The following is an 18,895-nucleotide window of genomic DNA, read 5'->3' as shown; positions in this document are numbered from 1 at the left end:
TCAGATTTTCCACCCCGAATGCAGGCAGGCGATCCCCATGCTCAGGTTGCGGTACTTGGCATTCTCGAATCCTGCGTGCCGGACCATCCCAAGAAATGTGTCCTGATCAGGAAACTTGCGGATCGACTCGACAAGGTACTGATAGCTGTCGCGGTCATTCGCGATCATCTGCCCCATGCGCGGGATGATGTTGAAGGAGTAAAGGTCATAGACCTTTTGCATCATCTCGTTGGGAATCTGGCTGAACTCAAGCACCATCAATCGGCCACCCGGACGCAGGACACGAAACGCTTCGTTCAGTGCTTCCTGAGGACGGGTCACGTTCCGGATGCCGAAGGAAATCGTGTAGACGTCGAACGTATTGGCTTCAAAAGGCAGATGCATCGCGTCACCGACCACCCAGTCAAGGCTGTCGCTCATCGCGTTCGCCTCGGCGCGCTTGCGGCCTTCGATCAACATCGGTTCGGTCAGGTCAAGCACCGTCGCATGGCCACGGCCCGCGCGCTTGAGAAACCGAAAGGACACATCCCCGGTCCCACCAGCCACATCCAGCAGCCGTTGTCCCGCGCGCGGCGCGAGCCAATCCATCATCGCATCCTTCCAGATGCGGTGGATGCCAAAGGACATGGCATCATTCATGACGTCGTATTTCGAGGCGACAGAGCTGAACACACCCTGAACGCGGCCCGCCTTTTCGCTTTCAGGCACATCCTGAAACCCGAAATGCGTGGTTGTTTGATTTTCGTCTGCCATAAGCCTTGCCGTTTCCCGTGCCAGACTTTCTTATAGAGCGCCCACCCGGCGATACAATGCGACGACACGAGCAGGACACCCAGAATGCCCGAATTACCAGAGGTTGAGACGGTTCGACGCGGGCTGGCCCCCGCGATGGAGGGCTTTGTCATTTCCCGCGCGCAGGTCAATCGCCCCGATCTGCGCTGGCCCTTTCCCGAAAACATGGCCGCACGTCTGACCGGAAAGCGGGTTCTGAGGCTGCGACGCCGGTCAAAATACATCCTGGCCGATCTCGACAGCGGAGAAACCGCGCTGATCCATCTGGGCATGTCCGGGCGGATGCTCGTGTCCGGCGATCCCTTGGGGCAGTTCGTGCATGGCCACCCGGCACCCGAAAAGCACGACCACGTTGTGTTCGAGATGGAGAACGGCGCGCGCATCACCTTCAACGATCCCCGTCGCTTTGGCGCGATGGATCTTTTCCCGACTGCTGACGGAGATTCTCACCCGCTTCTGGCAGCGATCGGCCCAGAGCCTTTGGGCAACAGCTTTGACGAAAACTACCTCGTGACGGCTTTGTTCAACCGCAACACACCGATGAAATCGGCGCTTCTCGATCAGAAGACGGTCGCGGGCCTGGGCAACATCTATGTCTGCGAGGCGCTTTTTCGGTCAAAAATTCATCCCGCCCGCGCCGCGCGCCGAGTGTCGAAAGACCGCATCTCGGGGCTTGTTCCTGTCATCCGGGACGTGTTGTCCGACGCGATCCGGGCGGGTGGGTCATCGCTGCGCGACTTCCGGCAAGCCGATGGAGAACTTGGATATTTCCAGCACAGCTTTGACGTTTACGGGCGCGAGGGCGAGCCCTGCCGCTCCGCCGACTGCCAGTCGACCATCCGCAGGATCGTTCAATCAGGACGATCCACTTTCTATTGTCCGACCTGTCAAAGATAACTTGAACGCTGCCCGGCAGATGCGTAAGGCTGCATCCCTGAGATCACCGAATGGAGCCCTCACTCATGGCTTATGAGACGATCATCGTCGAAATCGAAGATCATGTTGCCACCATAAAACTGAATCGGCCGGACGCGTTGAACGCGCTCAACAGTCAATTGTTGTCAGAGTTGGCAAGCGCTCTTGAAGATGCAGACGGCAACGAAAAGGTGCGGTGCATCATCCTCACCGGATCATCCAAAGCCTTCGCGGCAGGTGCCGACATCAAGGAGATGTCCGAGAAAACCTTCGTCGAAATGTTTCTTTCCGACTTTTTCGGATCGGAATCGCAAGCCGTGTGCAAGGTCCGCAAGCCGATCATCGCAGCTGTGTCGGGCTACGCGCTTGGCGGTGGATGCGAACTGGCCATGATGTGCGATTTTATCATCGCCGCGGACAGCGCCAAGTTCGGGCAGCCCGAAATCAATCTGGGTGTCGTCGCGGGAATCGGCGGAACGCAGCGTCTGACGCGCTTTGTCGGCAAGTCCAAATCCATGGACATGCACCTCACGGGGCGTTTCATGGACGCGGAAGAGGCCGAACGCTCTGGTCTTGTCAGCCGTGTGGTTCCAGCAAAATCCCTGATGGAAGAAGCGCAATCCGCAGCGTCCAAGATCGCCGAGAAATCCATGCTGGCGACCTTTGCGGTCAAGGAAGCGGTCAACCGCGCCTATGAGACAACGCTGAGTGAAGGTCTGTTGGCGGAACGGCGTCTGTTCCACTCGCTCTTTGCGACCGAGGACCAGAAAGAGGGCATGGCGGCCTTCCTCGAGAAACGCACGGCTCAGTTCCGCGACAGATAGGCGCGAAAAGAGGCCTTTTCACGAAGATCATCTGGGGCTATACGCCCCCGATACATGCGTGTGATGCCCGCTCAGGCAAGATTCGATCCGGTCGTTGGTTCCGGGCGTGCTGTCATATGCAACCCGATTTGAACGTAACGAACCAGGATAGATCACATGGCAAATTCGCCTCAGGCAAAGAAGCGCGCGAACCAGAACGAAAAGCGTTTCGCCATCAACAAGGCGCGTCGTTCGCGCATCCGCACATTCCTGCGCAAAGTCGAAGAAGCGATCGCTTCGGGTGACAAGGAAGCTGCAACCGCAGCGCTTCGCGCGGCCCAGCCCGAAATCATGCGCGGCGTGACCAAGGGCGTCTACCACAAGAACACCGCGTCTCGCAAAGTGTCCCGTCTCGCGGCACGGGTCAAAGCGATCGCCTGAGAATCGTCGGCTGACAAAACAGCAGTTTGAAATCAAGACGCCGTCTCGTTCGAGGCGGCGTTTTTTTATGGCTCTTGCGCAGGCCTGCACCGCTCCGAGATTCTTTTCCGGCTTTGCCTGAGTCAACAACGAAGTTCAGTTGCCGCACCTCTGCCGACCCATATAAACCTTTAGTGCGAGTCACGTCGCGCTGGGGGGACAGGCACCATCAGTACAGTTTCGAGACCTAAGAATGTCTCGAGTTTGGCCTGATGGCATAATTGGTACAAAATCAACCGCCTCGTCCATATTGATGCAAGGGCTGTAGCGAACTCCGTCTGCCAGGTGTTCGTCACCCCGATCTTGGTCATCCGGGTCCGTCCCGGAGAGCCTCGTTCATCGTTTCCAGAACGTGAGTCGAGGACGCCATATCTTTGGCTTCCGAATAGGGGACAGTGTGCGGATGCACATACAGACAATGGAACAGGGAAAAATGACGCAAGACCAGTGGGGATCGATTCGGGATGAGCTGCATCAGTCAATGGGGGCAAACTGCTTTCAAAGCTGGATCGAACCACTGAAATATGTCGGCGCAGAGGAAGGCATTGCGCGCTTCAACGTGCCAACCAACTTCCTTGGCAACTACGTGTCGCAGAACTACGGCGACCTTCTCCTGTCCAAGATCACACGGCTGAATCCGACGGTGAGGCGTGTCGTTTTCGATACCGTAACTGCTGCCAAGACTGCAGCCGCTTGCGCGTCAGCCCAGGATCACCAGCCCGAACCACTTGCGGCGCCACAGGTACAGACACGGCCTGCCTCATCACCCGACGCGCTGAACGGATCACCGCTGGACAAGCGGTTTACTTTTGACACCTTCGTTGTCGGCAAACCGAACGAGCTGGCACACGCCGCCGCCCGTCGCGTCGCCGAGGGCGGACCCGTGACGTTCAATCCGCTCTTCCTTTATGGTGGCGTGGGTCTTGGTAAAACGCACCTCATGCACGCCATCGCGTGGGAATTGCGAACGCGCCATCCGCACCTCACCGTGCTCAACCTGTCGGCAGAGCAGTTCATGTACCGCTTCGTTCAGGCGCTGCGTGACCGCAAGATGATGGACTTCAAGGAATTGTTCCGCTCGGTCGACGTTCTGATGGTGGATGATGTGCAGTTCATCGCCGGCAAGGACAGCACGCAGGAAGAGTTCTTCCACACGTTCAACGCGCTGGTTGACCAGCACAAGCAGATCATCATTTCAGCCGATCGCGCTCCGGACGAGATCAAGGACCTCGAGAACCGCATCCGTTCGCGCCTGCAAAGCGGTCTGGTCGTCGATCTTCACCCGACGGATTACGAACTGCGGCTTGGCATTCTTCAGGCCAAATCCGAAATGTATGCGCGGATGTATCCCGGCCTTGAAGTCGAACGTGGCATTCTGGAGTTCCTTGCTGCCCGCATCGTCAGCAACGTCCGTATCCTCGAAGGCGCGCTGACCCGGCTGTTTGCCTTTGCGTCGCTGGTCGGAAAGCCGATCTCGATGGACCTGACACAGGAATGTCTGACCGACATCCTGCGCGTGTCCGAACGCAAGGTGTCGATCGAAGAGATCCAGCGCAAGGTGGCTGACCATTACCTGATCCGTCATTCCGACCTTGTCGGTCCCAAGCGTGTGCGCACCTTCGCCCGCCCCCGCCAGATCGCGATGTACCTGTGCAAGCAACTGACCACACGGTCGCTGCCTGAAATCGGCCGCCATTTCGGTGGCCGGGATCACACCACGGTCATGCACGGCGTCCGCCGCATCGAAGAGCTCAGAAAACAGGATGCACAGATCGCGGAAGACGTTGAATTGCTCCGTCGTTCGCTCGAAGCCTGAGTCCCAGACACCACAAACGCGGCTGTCGCGTGACTTGCGACACGCCCGCCCTTGACCCTGCGCCCAATCCGGCCAAGAAATTGCAAAACAAGGGCTTGGAGAGCAACCCTGATGCGGGTTACTGTCGTCGTCCGGTCAGTCGGGGGATAAACGCATGAAATTCAGCATGGAACGCGGAACGCTGCTCAAGGCGGTGTCGCAGGCGCAATCCGTTGTCGAACGGCGCAACACCATTCCGATCCTGGCCAACGTCCTGATCGAGGCCGAGGGCGACACTGTCCAGTTCCGGGCAACCGACCTCGATATCGAAGTGGTCGACCGGGCCATCGCAAAGGTCGAACGCGCAGGCGCGACCACGGTATCCGCCGTTACCCTGCACGAGATCGTGCGCAAGCTGCCCGACGGGGCGCTGGTATCGCTGTCGGAAGACGGCACCTCCGGTCGCCTGACTGTCGAAGCAGGCCGGTCGAATTTTTCCTTGGCGACCCTGCCGAAAGAAGATTTCCCCGTGATGGCGTCGTCGGAGTACAGCGCGAACTTCTCGGCCCCTGCTCCGGTCCTGCGCAGGTTGTTCGACAAGTCGAAATTTGCGATCTCCACCGAGGAAACCCGCTATTACCTGAACGGCGTCTACATGCACGTGGCCGATGGCGAAGACGGCAAGGTTCTGCGCTGTGTCGCCACGGATGGCCATCGCCTCGCCCGGATCGATGCACCTTTGCCAAATGGCGCATCGGACATGCCCGGCGTGATCGTTCCCCGCAAGACCGTCGGCGAGATGCGCAAGCTGCTCGATGATGACGACATGCAGATTGCTGTCTCTGTATCCGAAACCAAGGTGCGCTTTGCCACACCAGACATCACCCTGACGTCCAAGGTGATCGACGGCACCTTTCCAGATTACACCCGCGTCATTCCGCAGGGCAACACGCGGCGCCTCGAAGTCGATGCAGCCGAGTTCGCCAGGGCTGTTGACCGTGTCGCCACGGTCTCGTCCGAACGCTCCCGCGCGGTCAAGTTGCAGCTTGACGAAGATCGTCTGATCCTGTCGGTCAACGCCCCCGACAGCGGTGCCGCCGAGGAAGAACTGGCTGTGGCCTACTCAGATGACCGTCTCGAGATTGGGTTCAACGCAAAGTATCTGCTCGAGATCGCCAGCCAAGTGGACCGCGAAAACGCCGTCTTCATGTTCAATTCCTCAGGCGACCCAACCCTGATGCGCGAAGGCAACGACACCAGCGCGGTTTACGTTGTCATGCCGATGCGGGTGTGACCACGCTGCACCTGTAACAGGGGGCGCTGTTGCCGCTTTACATCAACCGCCTCACGCTGTCGCATTTCCGTTCGCACCTGCACGTGTCGCTTGAGCCCGATGCACGTCCCGTCGTGTTGTTCGGACCCAACGGCGCAGGAAAGACCAATCTGATCGAGGCGGTGTCCCTGTTTTCGCCCGGACGCGGGATGCGGCGCGCCTCGGCGCAGGAGATGACCCGGCGACCCGAAGGCCTGGGTTGGAAGGTCGGTGGCCTGGTGAACACGCCGGAAGGTGTGCAAGAGATCAGCTTCCAGTCAGAGCAAGGCGCACCGCGTCAGGTCAGGATCAACGACAAACCCGCAGCACAGGCCCGGCTGGGCGAACTGATCCGCCTCCTGTGGCTGCTGCCGTCCATGGACAGGCTGTGGATCGAGGGTGCAGAGGGGCGGAGACGCTTTCTGGACCGTATGACGCTCAGCTTTTTCCCGGATCACGGTGACCAGTCTCTGACCTATGAAAAGGCGATGCGCGAACGCAATCGGCTGCTCAAGGACCAGGTACGCGACCCGATGTGGTACAAGGCGCTTGAGGCGCAGATGGCGCAGTCAGGTGCGGCCATCCATGCAAACCGTGTGCGCGCCCTCGACCGGATCGCCAATGCACAGGATCAGGCCAGCACGGAGTTTCCGGCGGCCCAACTTGACCTGATCCAGACCGAAGGCGAGATGCCGGAAACCGAGGATGATCTGCGGCTGGCCTATCAGGAAAGCCGATTTCGCGATCTGGCTGCAGGGCGCAGCCTTGTCGGCCCCCATCGCGCCGATCTTTACGGTGTCTTTGCCGCCAAGGGTGTTCCGGCAGCCGACAGCTCGACCGGGGAACAGAAAGCGCTGCTGATCTCGCTGGTGCTGTCAAACGCTCGCGCCCTCATCAAGGACTTTGGTGCACCTCCGATCGTCCTGCTTGACGAGGTGGCTGCACATCTGGATGCCCGCAGGCGGGCTGCGCTTTATGACGAGATTTGCGCGCTGGGGGCACAGGCGTGGATGACCGGAACCGGACCCGAGCTGTTCAGCGAATTGGGAGACCGGGCACAGTATTACGAAGTGACCGAGACAGACCAGGGCACGTCGGTTTTCCCCGGCGCCGTGCCCTGACAAACTGTCGGCACGCCAAATTCGCGAACCGCTAAATCTTGTGTCAGTCGCGTGACAACCCCTTGGCTTTGGCGTATAAAATCATCAGAAAAACGAAGGGTGAATTCATGGCAGACCCCGCACAGGTTCCGGAAGAATACGGCGCAGATTCCATCAAGGTTCTCAAGGGCTTGGAAGCTGTCCGCAAACGTCCGGGCATGTATATCGGTGATACCGACGACGGCTCTGGCCTGCACCACATGGTGTACGAGGTCGTTGACAACGGCATCGACGAGGCCCTGGCAGGTCACGCCGACTTCGTGCAGGTGAAAATCCACGCCGACAACAGCGTTTCCGTTCGTGATAATGGACGCGGAATTCCGGTCGATATCCACGAGGGCGAAGGCGTTTCGGCCGCCGAGGTCATCATGACCCAGCTTCATGCAGGCGGCAAATTCGACCAGAACTCCTACAAGGTGTCCGGCGGTCTGCACGGTGTGGGTGTGTCCGTGGTCAACGCCCTGTCCGATTGGCTGGAACTGCGCGTCTGGCGCAAGGGCAAGGAGCACATTGCGCGGTTCGAACGCGGCGATACCGTCAAGCACCTCGAAGTGGTCGGTGATGCAAATGGCAACAAGGGCACCGAAGTCCGGTTTCTGGCCTCGCTGACCACCTTTTCGAACCTCGAATACGATTTCCACACGCTGGAAAAGCGGTTGCGCGAACTTGCCTTCCTGAACTCCGGCGTGCGGATCATCCTCGAAGACGAGCGGCCCGCAGAACCAGTCAAGTCGGAACTCTACTACGAAGGCGGCGTGCGGGAATTCGTGAAATATCTCGACCGCTCCAAGGCACCGGTGATGTCCGATCCGATCTTCATGGTCGGTGACCGCGATGGCATCGGCGTCGAGGTGGCGATGTGGTGGAACGACAGCTACCACGAAACCGTCCTGCCCTTCACCAACAACATTCCGCAGCGCGACGGCGGCACGCATATGGCGGGCTTTCGCGGCGCGCTGACGCGGACCATCAACAATTACGCTCAGTCGTCGGGTATCGCCAAGAAGGAGAAGGTCAATTTCACCGGCGACGACGCCCGTGAAGGGCTGACCTGTGTTCTGTCGGTCAAGGTGCCGGACCCCAAGTTCTCCAGCCAGACGAAAGACAAGCTGGTGTCCTCCGAAGTGCGTCCCGCGGTCGAAAGCCTCGTGAACGAAAAGCTGGCAGAATGGTTCGAGGAAAATCCCATCGATGCCAAGCGAATCGTCGGCAAGATCGTCGAAGCGGCGCTGGCGCGTGAAGCGGCCCGCAAGGCGCGGGAACTGACCCGTCGAAAGACGGCGATGGACGTGAATTTCCTTGCCGGCAAGCTCAAGGATTGTTCGGAAAAAGACCCGTCACAAACCGAACTCTTCCTCGTCGAGGGTGACTCCGCAGGGGGATCGGCCCAGACGGGGCGGGACCGCCGCACTCAGGCGATCCTGCCGCTCAAGGGCAAGATCCTGAACGTCGAGCGCGCCCGGTTCGACCGGATGCTGGGAAGCCAGGAAATCGGCAATCTCGTGATGGCCCTGGGCACCGGGATCGGCCGCGACGAATTCAACATCTCGAAACTGCGCTACCACAAGATCGTCATCATGACAGACGCCGACGTGGACGGGGCGCATATCCGGACATTGCTGCTGACCTTCTTCTACCGCCAGATGCCGCAACTGATCGAAGGCGGCTATCTGTATATCGCGCAGCCACCGCTTTACAAAGTCATGCGCGGCAAATCCGAGGTCTATCTCAAGGACCAGACCGCGATGGAGGAATACCTGATCCAGCAGGGCACGGACGGCGCGCAGCTTTTGCAGGGCAATGGCGAGACCATTCTGGGCCAGGACCTTGTGCGCGTGGTCGAAGAGGCGCGCCAGCTCAAGCGCGTGCTGGATGCCTTCCCGACGCATTATCCGCGCCACATCCTTGAACAATCCGCCATTGCAGGGGCGTTTGTGCCCGGCGCTGTGGATGCCGACCTTCAAGGCGTGGCCGACAAGGTTGCGGTACGTCTGGACCTGATCGCACTCGAATACGAACGCGGTTGGCAGGGCCGGATCACGCAGGATCGCGGCTTCCGTCTGGCCCGTATCCTGCGCGGCGTCGAAGAGGTCCGCACGTTGGACGGCTCGTTGCTGCGCTCTGGAGAAGCCCGCAAGACCGGCAGCTTTACCGAAAGCCTGCAAGCAGTTTACGACAAACCCGCACAGCTGGTCCGCAAGGATCGCAAGCAAATGATTCACGGCCCCCTCGACCTTTTGAACGCGATCCTCGAAGAAGGCGAAAAAGGCCTGACCTATCAGCGTTACAAGGGATTGGGCGAAATGAACCCCGATCAGCTTTGGGAAACCACGCTTGACCCGGATGCAAGGACGCTCTTGCAGGTCAAGGTCGATGACATCGCCGAAGCCGATGACCTTTTCACCAAGCTTATGGGCGACGTGGTCGAACCGAGGCGTGAATTCATCCAGCAGAACGCGCTGAGCGTGGAAAACCTGGATTTCTGATCCAGTATTTCGAATTGGCTGCGCCAATCCGACAGGCTGGGGGCTCTGCCCCCAGACCCCCGAGGTATTTCTCAACCAGAGAAGCACAGGCGATGGAGCGGTTCGGCTCTGGTCGTTCGCCGAATCTGCCCGTACGATCACCCCAACGAGCAGTCGAGGGAGGACACGGACTCATGGATTTGGGAATGTCGGATCGCGTGCGCGCGCTGGTCGAACAGGTGCGCGACATGGTCGAAACCGAAATTGCGCCGCTGGATGCGGAATTCCATGCCGAGGTCGGCAAACACCCCTCGGGCGACCGCTTTCAGCACACCGATCGGCAGATCGAGATCCTTGAAGGGCTGAAAGCCAAGGCCCGCGGGCGCGGGTTGTGGAATTTCTGGCTGACCGCCAGCGACAAGGGCCACGGCCTGAGCACCGTCGAATACGCCTATCTTGCCGAGGAAATGGGCAAGGTGCACCTCGCCGCCGAGGTGTTCAATTGCAACGCGCCCGACACCGGCAACATGGAAGTGCTTGAACGCTACGGCGCGGAGTGGATGAAGGATCGCTGGCTCACCCGGTTGCTGGAGGGTGAGATCCGCTCGGCCTATGTCATGACCGAACCCGACGTTGCTTCGTCCGACGCGGCACAGCTGGCGTTCGAAGCGAAGAAAGACGGTGATGACTGGGTTCTGAACGGCGAGAAATACTGGATTTCCGGCGCAGGCGATCCGCGATGTGCGCTCTATATCCTGATGGCGTGCTCTGATCCCGACGCCTTCAAGCACAGCCGTCACACGATGTTCGTCATGGATGCCGACACACCCGGCATCGACGTGCTGCGCCCGATGCATGTCTTTGGTCAGGACGACGCCCCGCATGGCCACATGCATATCCGCTTCACCAATGTCCGTATCCCTGCCCGGAATGTCGTGCTTGGCGAAGGGCGCGGCTTTGAAGTGGCGCAAGGGCGTCTTGGGCCGGGACGCATTCACCATTGCATGCGCTCTATCGGACTGGCCGAAAAGGCGCTTGAACTGATGTGCCTGCGCGGTCTGCATCGCGAGGCGTTCGGCAAGCCGCTGGTCGAGCTGGGCGCGAATTACGACATCATCGCCAACGCGCGGATGGAGATCGAACAGGCGCGTCTCTTGTGTCTCAAGGCCGCGTGGATGATGGACACGCAAGGCACACGGGCGGCACAGCCCTGGATCAGCCAGATCAAGGTCGTGGCGCCCCTCATGTCGCTCAAGATCGTGGACGAAGCCATGCAGCTATATGGCGGCACAGGGATCAGTCAGGACACGCCGCTCTGGCGGATGTGGACCCATCTGCGCACGTTGCGCTTTGCGGATGGTCCTGACGCCGTGCACCGCCGACAGGTCGCCCGCGCCGAGCTGCGCAAATACAGCAACGGATGAGCGCGGCTTTCGATCCCGCGGCTATCGAGGCTTGGATGGCCACGCATGTACCCGGCTTTCGCGGGCCGATCACGGTCGAGAAATTCGCCACCGGTCAGTCCAATCCGACCTTCAAGCTGACCGCTGCATCGGGTGCCTATGTCCTGCGGCGCAAACCTCCGGGGCAGCTTTTGAAATCAGCCCATGCGGTCGACCGTGAATTCCGGGTGCAGCGCGCGCTTGCGGGCACGGATGTGCCTGTTGCGCGAATGCACGCGCTTTGCGAGGACGATGCAGTGATCGGGTCGATGTTCTACGTGATGGATCATGTGCCAGGCCGCACCTTTGTCGATCCGCGCTTGCCAGGCCTCAGTCCCGAAGATCGCGGCGCAGTCTACGACAACATGAACCGCGTTCTGGCGGCGATCCATTCCGTTGACCTGACAACCACCGGGCTGAGCGGTTACGGCCCTCAGGGCAACTACTACAAACGCCAGATCGACCGCTGGACCAAGCAATACCGTGCCACCGAAACCGACCCGATCCCGGACATGGATGCGCTGATCGACTGGCTGCAGGGCAATCTACCCGAGGATGATGGCCGCGTGACGCTGGTGCATGGCGACTACCGCATCGACAACCTGATGTTTGCCCCGGATCGCCCAGCCTGCATTGCCGTTCTGGATTGGGAGCTTTCCACCCTCGGCCATCCCTTTGCCGATCTCGCTGCGGTCATCATGCAATGGGGGCTGCCCACGGGCGATGCGGCCCGTGGCCTTGCCGGTGTAAACCGCGCGCCGCTTGGCATTCCCGAGGATCAGGCCTTCATCGACGCCTATTGCCAGCGCATGGGCCTGCCCGGAATCGGCCGGTTCGGGTTCTACCTTGCCTTCACCTATTTCCGTATGGCGTCGATTCTGCAGGGCGTCAAACGCCGCGCGCTGGACGGCAATGCATCCAACCCTGAAAAAGCACTGGAACTAGGGGCGTTTGTGCCAGCCTTTGCGGCGGGCGGGCTCGAGGCGGCGAAAACCGTCTGAGCCGGAAATGTCCTGAATACTGGTCGGGCTGAGAGGATTCGAACCTCCGACCCCCTGCTCCCGAAGCAGGTGCGCTACCAGGCTGCGCTACAGCCCGACCGTGCACGGGGACCTACTGCCCATGCGCGGATTTGACAAGGGTTGATTTCATTCACAGCTCGCATTCTCGCGCAGATCACCGCGTCATTCCTCGGTATCACGTCCTGCGCCACGGTCGCCGTTTCTGGACGAGCCCATCCAGCCACTCAGACGCAGGGTGGAGGGGGTTGCGATCCGGCTGCGGGTGCGCAGAACAGGCATGTGCTTGGACGCTCCGGCGCGGCTTTCGCGGAACACGATGAAGAGGCCCGACGCGATGATGATGGTAGCCCCGACAGCGGTATAAAAGTCCGTTGTCTCGCCAAAGAACAAAAGCCCGAAGACCGTCGCCCAGAGGATTTGCGAATACTGCATCGGGGCGACAATGGCCGCCTCAGCCGTGCGATAGGCCGAGATGATGATACGCCCTGCGATCCACGCCATCACGGAAATGATCGCGAGCATGCCCAGATCCTCGATCGGCATGGGCTTGTAGACAAAGGCAAGCCCCGCCCCCATGACCACGAAATTGCCCACCATCGGGTAAAGCAACATCACAACGGTGCGCTCCTCAGCACCGATCTTGCGCACCACGATCGACGCGAACGCCCCACTGAACGACGCAAGGATCGCGGCCCCATGTCCAAGCGTCAGTTCGGTCGATCCTGGCCGCAGCACGACCAACACACCCAGCAGGCCGACGATCACCGCCATCCAGCGTTGCCAGCGCACCGTTTCGCCAAGGATGGGAATGGACAGAACCGTGATCAGCAACGGGGTCGCAAAAAGGATCGCGTAGGTTTGCGTCAAGGGCAGCGCCGAGAAGGCATAGAACGCCGAATACCCCGTGACCACCACGCCGATTGTCCGTACTGCCATCCACCAGGGATGCACCGGGACCAGGGTCGCCGGTTTGGCGTCCCGCATCAGCATGATCGTGGCCAGAGGAAAGCTCAGCAGAACACTGAAAAAGACGATCTGAATGGGCGAGTAGGTCGCGCCGAGTATCTTGATGAACACGTCATGTGTTGCAAAAAGACCGAAAGAAATCAGGGCCAGCACAGCGCCTTTGAGGTTCGAAGACATGGCTGGCCCCTTTCTGGCGTTTACAGGCTCGCGTCCAGTGCCGCGACGATGGCATCGCCCATTTGTGTGGTCGACATCGGCGTGCCGTCTTCCGGACCCATCAGGTCGGCTGTTCGGGCACCATTGGCCAGAACCGTCTCGATCGCCGCTTCCAGCCGCGCCGCTTCGTCGCCCTGATCGAAGGAGTACCGCAACGCCATGGCAAAGCTGAGGATACAGGCGATCGGGTTGGCCTTGCCCTGACCCGCGATGTCGGGGGCAGAGCCGTGAACCGGTTCGTAAAGCGCCTTGGGGCGACCGTTGGCCATCGGCTGACCCAGGCTGGCCGAGGGCAGCATTCCAAGGCTTCCGGTCAGCATCGCCGCTGCATCGGACAGAAGGTCACCGAACAGGTTGTCTGTCACGATCACGTCGAACTGCTTGGGCCAGCGGCACAGCTGCATCGCGCCCGCGTCGGCATACATGTGCGACAGCTCGACATCCGGGTAATCCTCGTCATGGACCTTTTGCACGACTTCGCGCCACAGGATGCCGGACTCCATCACGTTGGCCTTCTCCATCGAGCAGACCTTGTTGCCGCGACGGCGCGCCAGTTCAAACGCCGACCGCGCCACGCGGTCAATCTCGGATTCGGTGTAGCGCTGGGTGTTGATGCCCACGCGCTCGTTGCCTTCTTCGAAGATGCCGCGCGGTTCTCCGAAATAGATGCCCGAGGTCAGTTCGCGGACGATCATGATGTCGAGGCCCGCAACCACCTCTTTCTTGAGCGACGAGAAATCCGCGAGCGCATCGAAACACTGCGCGGGGCGCAAGTTGGCAAAGAGATCCATCTCCTTGCGCAAACGCAGCAGACCCCGTTCGGGTTTCACGCTGAAATCCAGACTGTCGTATTTGGGTCCGCCAACAGCACCCAGAAGCACTGCATCGACCTCCTGAGCCTTGGCCATGGTGTCATCGTGCAAGGGCGTGCCGTGCTTGTCATAGGCTGCACCGCCCACGAGGTCTTCGCTCACGTCAAACGTCAGGTCACGCTTGGCGCCGTACCAGTCAATGACCTTGCGCACCTCGGCCATAACTTCAGGGCCAATCCCGTCACCGGGCAGTATCAAAAGCGAAGCGTTGCTCATCATGGGTTCCTTTGATCAACAGGGTTGCTCTTCGCGTAGACCCGCAAGCGCAAAGGGTCAAGGCAACGCCGCATCCCGGAGCTTCAAGTCAACGGTAATCAGGCTGTGCTGCTGGTCATCGATCACGGGCCAGACCCGCGCCGCGCCAATTTCGAACTCGGGCGAGGGCAAAACATAGGACACCCGCATCGGACCGGGCCTGTCCCAATGCGCCGTGATCTGGTCGGGAAGTGGATCAACAAGGCGCTGGTTCAAAAGGAACTGCCCCATCGCATCGCGGTAGCCATCGCCGCGATCCGGATCGAGATTGGTATTGACCATGAACACGAATGGCCCGGTTTCGTCGTTGATGATCTGCGCCCACAGGCGCAGCTCATCGCGATTGCGCCGGCCATTGCGATCCTCAAGACCATCGAACACCGGTGGCCCCGCATGCCCGATCAGCAAGGAAACAAATGCGCCGGTCCCCGTGTCAGGCAGGATCACCGGCACGATCCAATGACCCCCGCTGGACAGACGTTGAACATCCAGGCCGATATCGGCCTCGGTCACCAGCGCATCTGGAAGGTCGCGCCACAGGATGTCGTTGAAGGATCGCAGCCCTTCGGTGTCGATAGGGAATCGAGACAGGACGGCCAACGCCTCCTGTCCGGGAAACCGGCCAAAGGCCTGCGCATCCTCGGCCTCGCCCAGACGACCATCGCCATCCATGTCGAACGCAGTGGGAATCCCGGCGTTGGACCTCAGCGGCTGAACAAACGCATGGTCGCCATCGACAAGATCTGCAAAGGCGCGAAGGGTTGCGCCCGTCGCGTCATAGTCGAACCGCGTCAGAACGATGATGTCGGCATCTGCATCGGACAGCGCCTTCGCCACAGAGACCACAACGGCGTCTTGCCTGACCAGATCCCGCAACAGCAGGCCCGGACCATCGCGCATCAGCGGCACATGCCACAAGGCGACACGCAGGTCTCGCGCCATCGCGCAAGCGGCTGACATCCACAACGCGAGACATGCGCAGATCAGACCAGTTGCAATTCGTCTTCCTGCGCATAGGCGCGACGACGTTTCTCTTCGATCAGCGCGGCCACCCGGAACAGGGCGATCCCCCGCATCATCAAGGTCAATGGCAAGAAGGCCCACGCGCACAACACCCAGATCAGGATCTCCGGCATTGCCAGCACGGAGGGGTCGAACGTGCCGATCCACATCCGCAGCAAAGCCGGGATCAGGAATGGCAGCAAAAACCCTAACGCGAGATTAACATGCGCGTCCCTTTTCAGCCTGAACAGAACGTCCCGCCCGGATGTCGGATCGAACAGGGGCAGGTTGATCCAGAAGTTGAACGCCATCTTGCGGATCGGCCAGAAAATGAACCGGGCATGAACCCAGAACAGGAACAGGGCGATCAAGGACACCAAAAGCAAAAGGCTGGCAATCTCGACGGCAGCACCGACGTCGAACAGATTGTGCAGATCGGAAAACGCGATCGCCATCAACCGCACCGGCGAAAACGGGAAATCCAGAAGCCAAGCCGCGTCTTGGGCCAAGTTCTCCAGCAGCGTCGGCGCCAGATCGACAGCGCGCATTTCAGAGGCCATCAGCAATGACGCGAACCACACGCAGAAGAACAGCGCGAGAAATCGCAACCGGTTGAACGGCGGCGCATTCCGGAACTCGAGAAAGGTCGGATACTCGCTCGCATATTCCGCGAACGTCACCACGGCAGCCACCAGCGCAACAAGCGCTGCCATCTGGGCCGCGTCGCTCGACGTTCCTGGCAAGACCAATGACGGTATCACCACAAGAAACGCCATAAACAGCGCACGCACAGCTGATCCGATGATCCGCTTGACCACTCTGGTTTCCCTTCAATCCGGACGGACGCGATACGATGCCGCGACCTTGTTCCAAATTTCTGCCGCCGGAGCGACGGCCTGCCTCATTCTTGCCCCAGTTTTGCCCAAGTTCACCGGTTCGCTCAACTCCAGTCAGCGGGTGTCCCCGGGAAATCATTGGACTTGGCAGGAAACTGGTGCGCGTTTACATCACGGCGTGCCTTGAAATATGGCACAAGGCGACAAGCCTACAACATCTGGTAGGGTCTCGCAGAACCGCCGAAAAGCGAAAGGCCGCCCAGAAGGACGGCCTTTGTTCAACATCATCAAAGTTAGTCAGACCCAGGGACGCGCCTGTGCAGCTTGCGATTCAAAACTGTCGATGGAGGCGGCCTTTTCCATGGTCAGGCCGATATCGTCCAGCCCGTTCATCAAGCAATGCTTTCGGAAGCTGTCGAGTTCGAAGGAAAAGCTGTCACCATCCGAGCTGGTCACGGTCTGGTTTTCCAGATCGACCGTCATGCGGGCATTTGACCCCTTTTCGGCATCCTTCATCAGGACATCGACCGCACCTCGCGGCAGGGTGATTGGCAGAATGCCGTTCTTGAAACAGTTGTTGTAGAAGATGTCGGCAAACGAGGTCGAAATGACCGACCGGATGCCAAAATCCTTCAGCGCCCAGGGCGCATGTTCGCGTGACGACCCGCAGCCGAAATTGTCACCGGCAACAAGGATTTCCGCATCGCGGTATTGCGGCTTGTTCAGCACGAATTCCGGGATTTCCTTGCCGTCATCGTCGTAGCGCATTTCGTCGAACAGGTTCACACCCAGACCGGACCGTTTGATCGTCTTCAGGAACTGCTTCGGGATGATCATGTCGGTGTCGATATTCACCAGCGGCATGGGAGCCGCGATCCCGGTGAGCTTTTCGAATTTGTCCATCACATCATCTCCCGAACGTCAGTCAGTTTGCCAGTGATCGCTGCTGCCGCAGCCATTGCGGGAGACATCAGGTGCGTGCGGCCGCCGCGACCCTGACGACCTTCGAAGTTGCGGTTCGACGTGGCCGCGCAACGCTCGCCCGGCGCCAGCTGATCGGGGTTCATGGCAAGACACATGGAACATCCCGCAAGACGCCATTCGAAACCGGCCTCGATGAAGATGTCCGCCAGACCTTCTTCTTCGGCCTGCGCGCGCACAAGACCCGATCCCGGCACGACCATCGCCCGCTTCACGGCGATCTTCTTGCCTTTCAGGATTTCGGCAGCTGCCCGCAAATCCTCGATCCGGCCATTTGTGCACGAGCCGATGAAGACGGTGTCGATCTCGATATCCGAAAGCTTCTGACCCGGTGTCAGGCCCATGTAGTCGAGCGAGCGTTGTGCCGCGCCAACCTTGCCGCCTTCGAAACTGTCGGCCGACGGCACGTCTGCGGTGATCGGCAAGACGTCTTCGGGCGACGTGCCCCATGTCACCACGGGCGCTATGTCTTCGCCCTTGAGGGTGACCACCTTGTCCCAGTGCGCGTCTTCGTCCGAGAACAAGGTCTTCCACCATGCCAAAGCGGCTTCCCACTGTGCACCTTTCGGGGCATGCGGGCGGCCTTTGACATACTCGAATGTCTTTTCGTCCGGCGCGATCAGGCCAGCGCGGGCGCCGCCTTCGATGGCCATGTTGCAGACGGTCATGCGGCCTTCCATCGACAGATCGCGGATCGCTTCGCCGCAATATTCGATGACATAGCCGGTGCCGCCAGCGGTGCCGGTCTTGCCGATCACCGACAGCGTGATGTCCTTGGCTGTCACACCCGGCGCAAGCTTGCCGGTGATCTCGACCTTCATGTTCTTGCCCTTGCGCTGGATCAGCGTTTGGGTGGCCAGAACGTGCTCGACCTCGGATGTGCCGATCCCGTGCGCCAGTGCGCCGAACGCGCCATGCGTCGCGGTGTGGCTGTCACCACAGACCACGGTCATGCCCGGCAGGGTCCAGCCCTGTTCCGGTCCAACGATATGGACGATGCCCTGACGGACATCCGACACCGGGTAATAGTGAATGCCGAAATCCTTGGCGTTCTTGTCGAGTGCGGCCACCTGAATGGCGCTGTCTTCGGTCATGTTCTTGGGGTCTTCACGACCGGGCGTCGTGGGCACGTTGTGATCCGGCACGGCAATCGTCTTGTCCGGCGCGCGCACCGTACGACCGGCCATGCGCAGACCTTCAAAGGCCTGCGGGCTGGTGACCTCGTGAACGAGGTGACGGTCGATATACAAAAGGCAGGTGCCATCGTCGGCTTCATGCGCGACATGAGCATCCCAGATTTTATCATAGAGCGTCTTGGGGGACATCGGTCCTCTCCCTTGCTTGGCGAAAATGTGGTGTTGGATGGTCCGGGTTCGAGCGCAGGCCTATAGCCGCGCGAGCACCGTATGCGTCGCCCCGAAAAACCGTTCGCGCAATCGCGCGCGTTCATCCAGATCGAAAACCATTTCCATACACGTTGCCATACATCATCGCCCGGTCCTGCCGCAAGGGCGGCGCACGTGGTGCCGGACAATCCGCTCCATATCCAACTGATCCAAACCCCACTGTGCCACGTATCCT

The 18,895-nt window shown here is 60.0% G+C and carries 16 protein-coding genes and 1 tRNA gene; 9 read left to right on the top strand and 8 right to left on the bottom strand.

Going from position 1 to position 18,895, the window contains the following annotated elements:
* Nucleotides 1-753: a bifunctional demethylmenaquinone methyltransferase/2-methoxy-6-polyprenyl-1,4-benzoquinol methylase UbiE gene (gene ubiE / locus IEV82_RS03760; RefSeq protein ID WP_188480598.1), complete on the bottom strand. Its 753-nt coding sequence runs from the start codon at nucleotides 751-753 to the stop codon at nucleotides 1-3.
* An 84-nt stretch (nucleotides 754-837) separates the two neighbouring features.
* On the opposite strand from ubiE, the gene mutM reads away from it, so the two are divergent.
* The 9 genes from mutM to IEV82_RS03715 all read left to right on the top strand — a co-directional run bounded on the left by mutM (nucleotide 838) and on the right by IEV82_RS03715 (nucleotide 12,165).
* Entirely contained in the window at nucleotides 838-1,689 is an 852-nt protein-coding gene (gene mutM / locus IEV82_RS03755) for a bifunctional DNA-formamidopyrimidine glycosylase/DNA-(apurinic or apyrimidinic site) lyase (protein ID WP_188480597.1), read from the top strand.
* Nucleotides 1,690-1,754: 65 nt separating this feature from the next.
* Nucleotides 1,755-2,531, top strand: coding sequence for an enoyl-CoA hydratase (locus tag IEV82_RS03750; protein WP_188480596.1), 777 nt, complete (start codon nucleotides 1,755-1,757; stop codon nucleotides 2,529-2,531).
* Nucleotides 2,532-2,687: 156 nt separating this feature from the next.
* Nucleotides 2,688-2,951 carry a 30S ribosomal protein S20 gene (gene rpsT, locus IEV82_RS03745; protein ID WP_188480595.1) on the top strand — a complete coding sequence of 88 codons (264 nt, stop codon included), beginning with the start codon at nucleotides 2,688-2,690 and terminating at the stop codon, nucleotides 2,949-2,951.
* Between the two features lie 472 nt (nucleotides 2,952-3,423).
* Nucleotides 3,424-4,806: a chromosomal replication initiator protein DnaA gene (dnaA, locus tag IEV82_RS03740; protein WP_229747649.1), complete on the top strand. Its 1,383-nt coding sequence runs from the start codon at nucleotides 3,424-3,426 to the stop codon at nucleotides 4,804-4,806.
* 154 nt (nucleotides 4,807-4,960) lie between these two features.
* The gene (gene dnaN / locus IEV82_RS03735; protein ID WP_188480594.1) at nucleotides 4,961-6,079 is read left to right on the top strand and encodes a DNA polymerase III subunit beta; all 1,119 of its coding nucleotides are present in this window, start codon (nucleotides 4,961-4,963) and stop codon (nucleotides 6,077-6,079) included.
* 29 nt (nucleotides 6,080-6,108) lie between these two features.
* A complete protein-coding gene (gene recF / locus IEV82_RS03730) occupies nucleotides 6,109-7,218 on the top strand; it encodes a DNA replication/repair protein RecF (protein WP_188480593.1) in 1,110 nt (369 codons plus the stop codon).
* Between the two features lie 107 nt (nucleotides 7,219-7,325).
* A complete protein-coding gene (gene gyrB / locus IEV82_RS03725) occupies nucleotides 7,326-9,743 on the top strand; it encodes a DNA topoisomerase (ATP-hydrolyzing) subunit B (RefSeq protein ID WP_188480592.1) in 2,418 nt (805 codons plus the stop codon).
* Nucleotides 9,744-9,916: 173 nt separating this feature from the next.
* Complete coding sequence (locus tag IEV82_RS03720; protein ID WP_188480591.1) at nucleotides 9,917-11,146, top strand: acyl-CoA dehydrogenase family protein; 1,230 nt, start codon at nucleotides 9,917-9,919, stop codon at nucleotides 11,144-11,146.
* A gap of 35 nt (nucleotides 11,147-11,181) precedes the next feature.
* Entirely contained in the window at nucleotides 11,182-12,165 is a 984-nt protein-coding gene (locus IEV82_RS03715) for a phosphotransferase (RefSeq protein ID WP_229747648.1), read from the top strand.
* Between the two features lie 20 nt (nucleotides 12,166-12,185).
* Here IEV82_RS03715 and IEV82_RS03710 read toward each other — a convergent pair.
* The 7 genes from IEV82_RS03710 to leuC all read right to left on the bottom strand — a co-directional run bounded on the left by IEV82_RS03710 (nucleotide 12,186) and on the right by leuC (nucleotide 18,639).
* Nucleotides 12,186-12,262 (bottom strand) — tRNA-Pro (locus tag IEV82_RS03710).
* Nucleotides 12,263-12,348: 86 nt separating this feature from the next.
* Nucleotides 12,349-13,329, bottom strand: coding sequence for a DMT family transporter (locus tag IEV82_RS03705; RefSeq protein ID WP_188480589.1), 981 nt, complete (start codon nucleotides 13,327-13,329; stop codon nucleotides 12,349-12,351).
* A 20-nt stretch (nucleotides 13,330-13,349) separates the two neighbouring features.
* Entirely contained in the window at nucleotides 13,350-14,456 is a 1,107-nt protein-coding gene (gene leuB, locus IEV82_RS03700) for a 3-isopropylmalate dehydrogenase (RefSeq protein WP_188480588.1), read from the bottom strand.
* A 57-nt stretch (nucleotides 14,457-14,513) separates the two neighbouring features.
* Nucleotides 14,514-15,437: an endonuclease/exonuclease/phosphatase family protein gene (locus tag IEV82_RS03695; RefSeq protein WP_229747647.1), complete on the bottom strand. Its 924-nt coding sequence runs from the start codon at nucleotides 15,435-15,437 to the stop codon at nucleotides 14,514-14,516.
* Between the two features lie 41 nt (nucleotides 15,438-15,478).
* Complete coding sequence (locus tag IEV82_RS03690; protein WP_229747646.1) at nucleotides 15,479-16,315, bottom strand: hypothetical protein; 837 nt, start codon at nucleotides 16,313-16,315, stop codon at nucleotides 15,479-15,481.
* A 315-nt stretch (nucleotides 16,316-16,630) separates the two neighbouring features.
* The gene (gene leuD / locus IEV82_RS03685; RefSeq protein ID WP_188480586.1) at nucleotides 16,631-17,236 is read right to left on the bottom strand and encodes a 3-isopropylmalate dehydratase small subunit; all 606 of its coding nucleotides are present in this window, start codon (nucleotides 17,234-17,236) and stop codon (nucleotides 16,631-16,633) included.
* Complete coding sequence (leuC, locus tag IEV82_RS03680; RefSeq protein WP_188480585.1) at nucleotides 17,236-18,639, bottom strand: 3-isopropylmalate dehydratase large subunit; 1,404 nt, start codon at nucleotides 18,637-18,639, stop codon at nucleotides 17,236-17,238. The genes leuD and leuC overlap by 1 nt, the downstream gene beginning before the upstream one ends.
* Nucleotides 18,640-18,895: the final 256 nt, after the last annotated feature.

Origin of the sequence: Marivita lacus (assembly GCF_014637725.1) — a bacterium.
Lineage (GTDB): Bacteria > Pseudomonadota > Alphaproteobacteria > Rhodobacterales > Rhodobacteraceae > Marivita > Marivita lacus.
The sequence above is the reverse complement of the archived record's forward strand: the minus strand, read 5'-3'. Positions and strand labels throughout refer to the sequence as shown.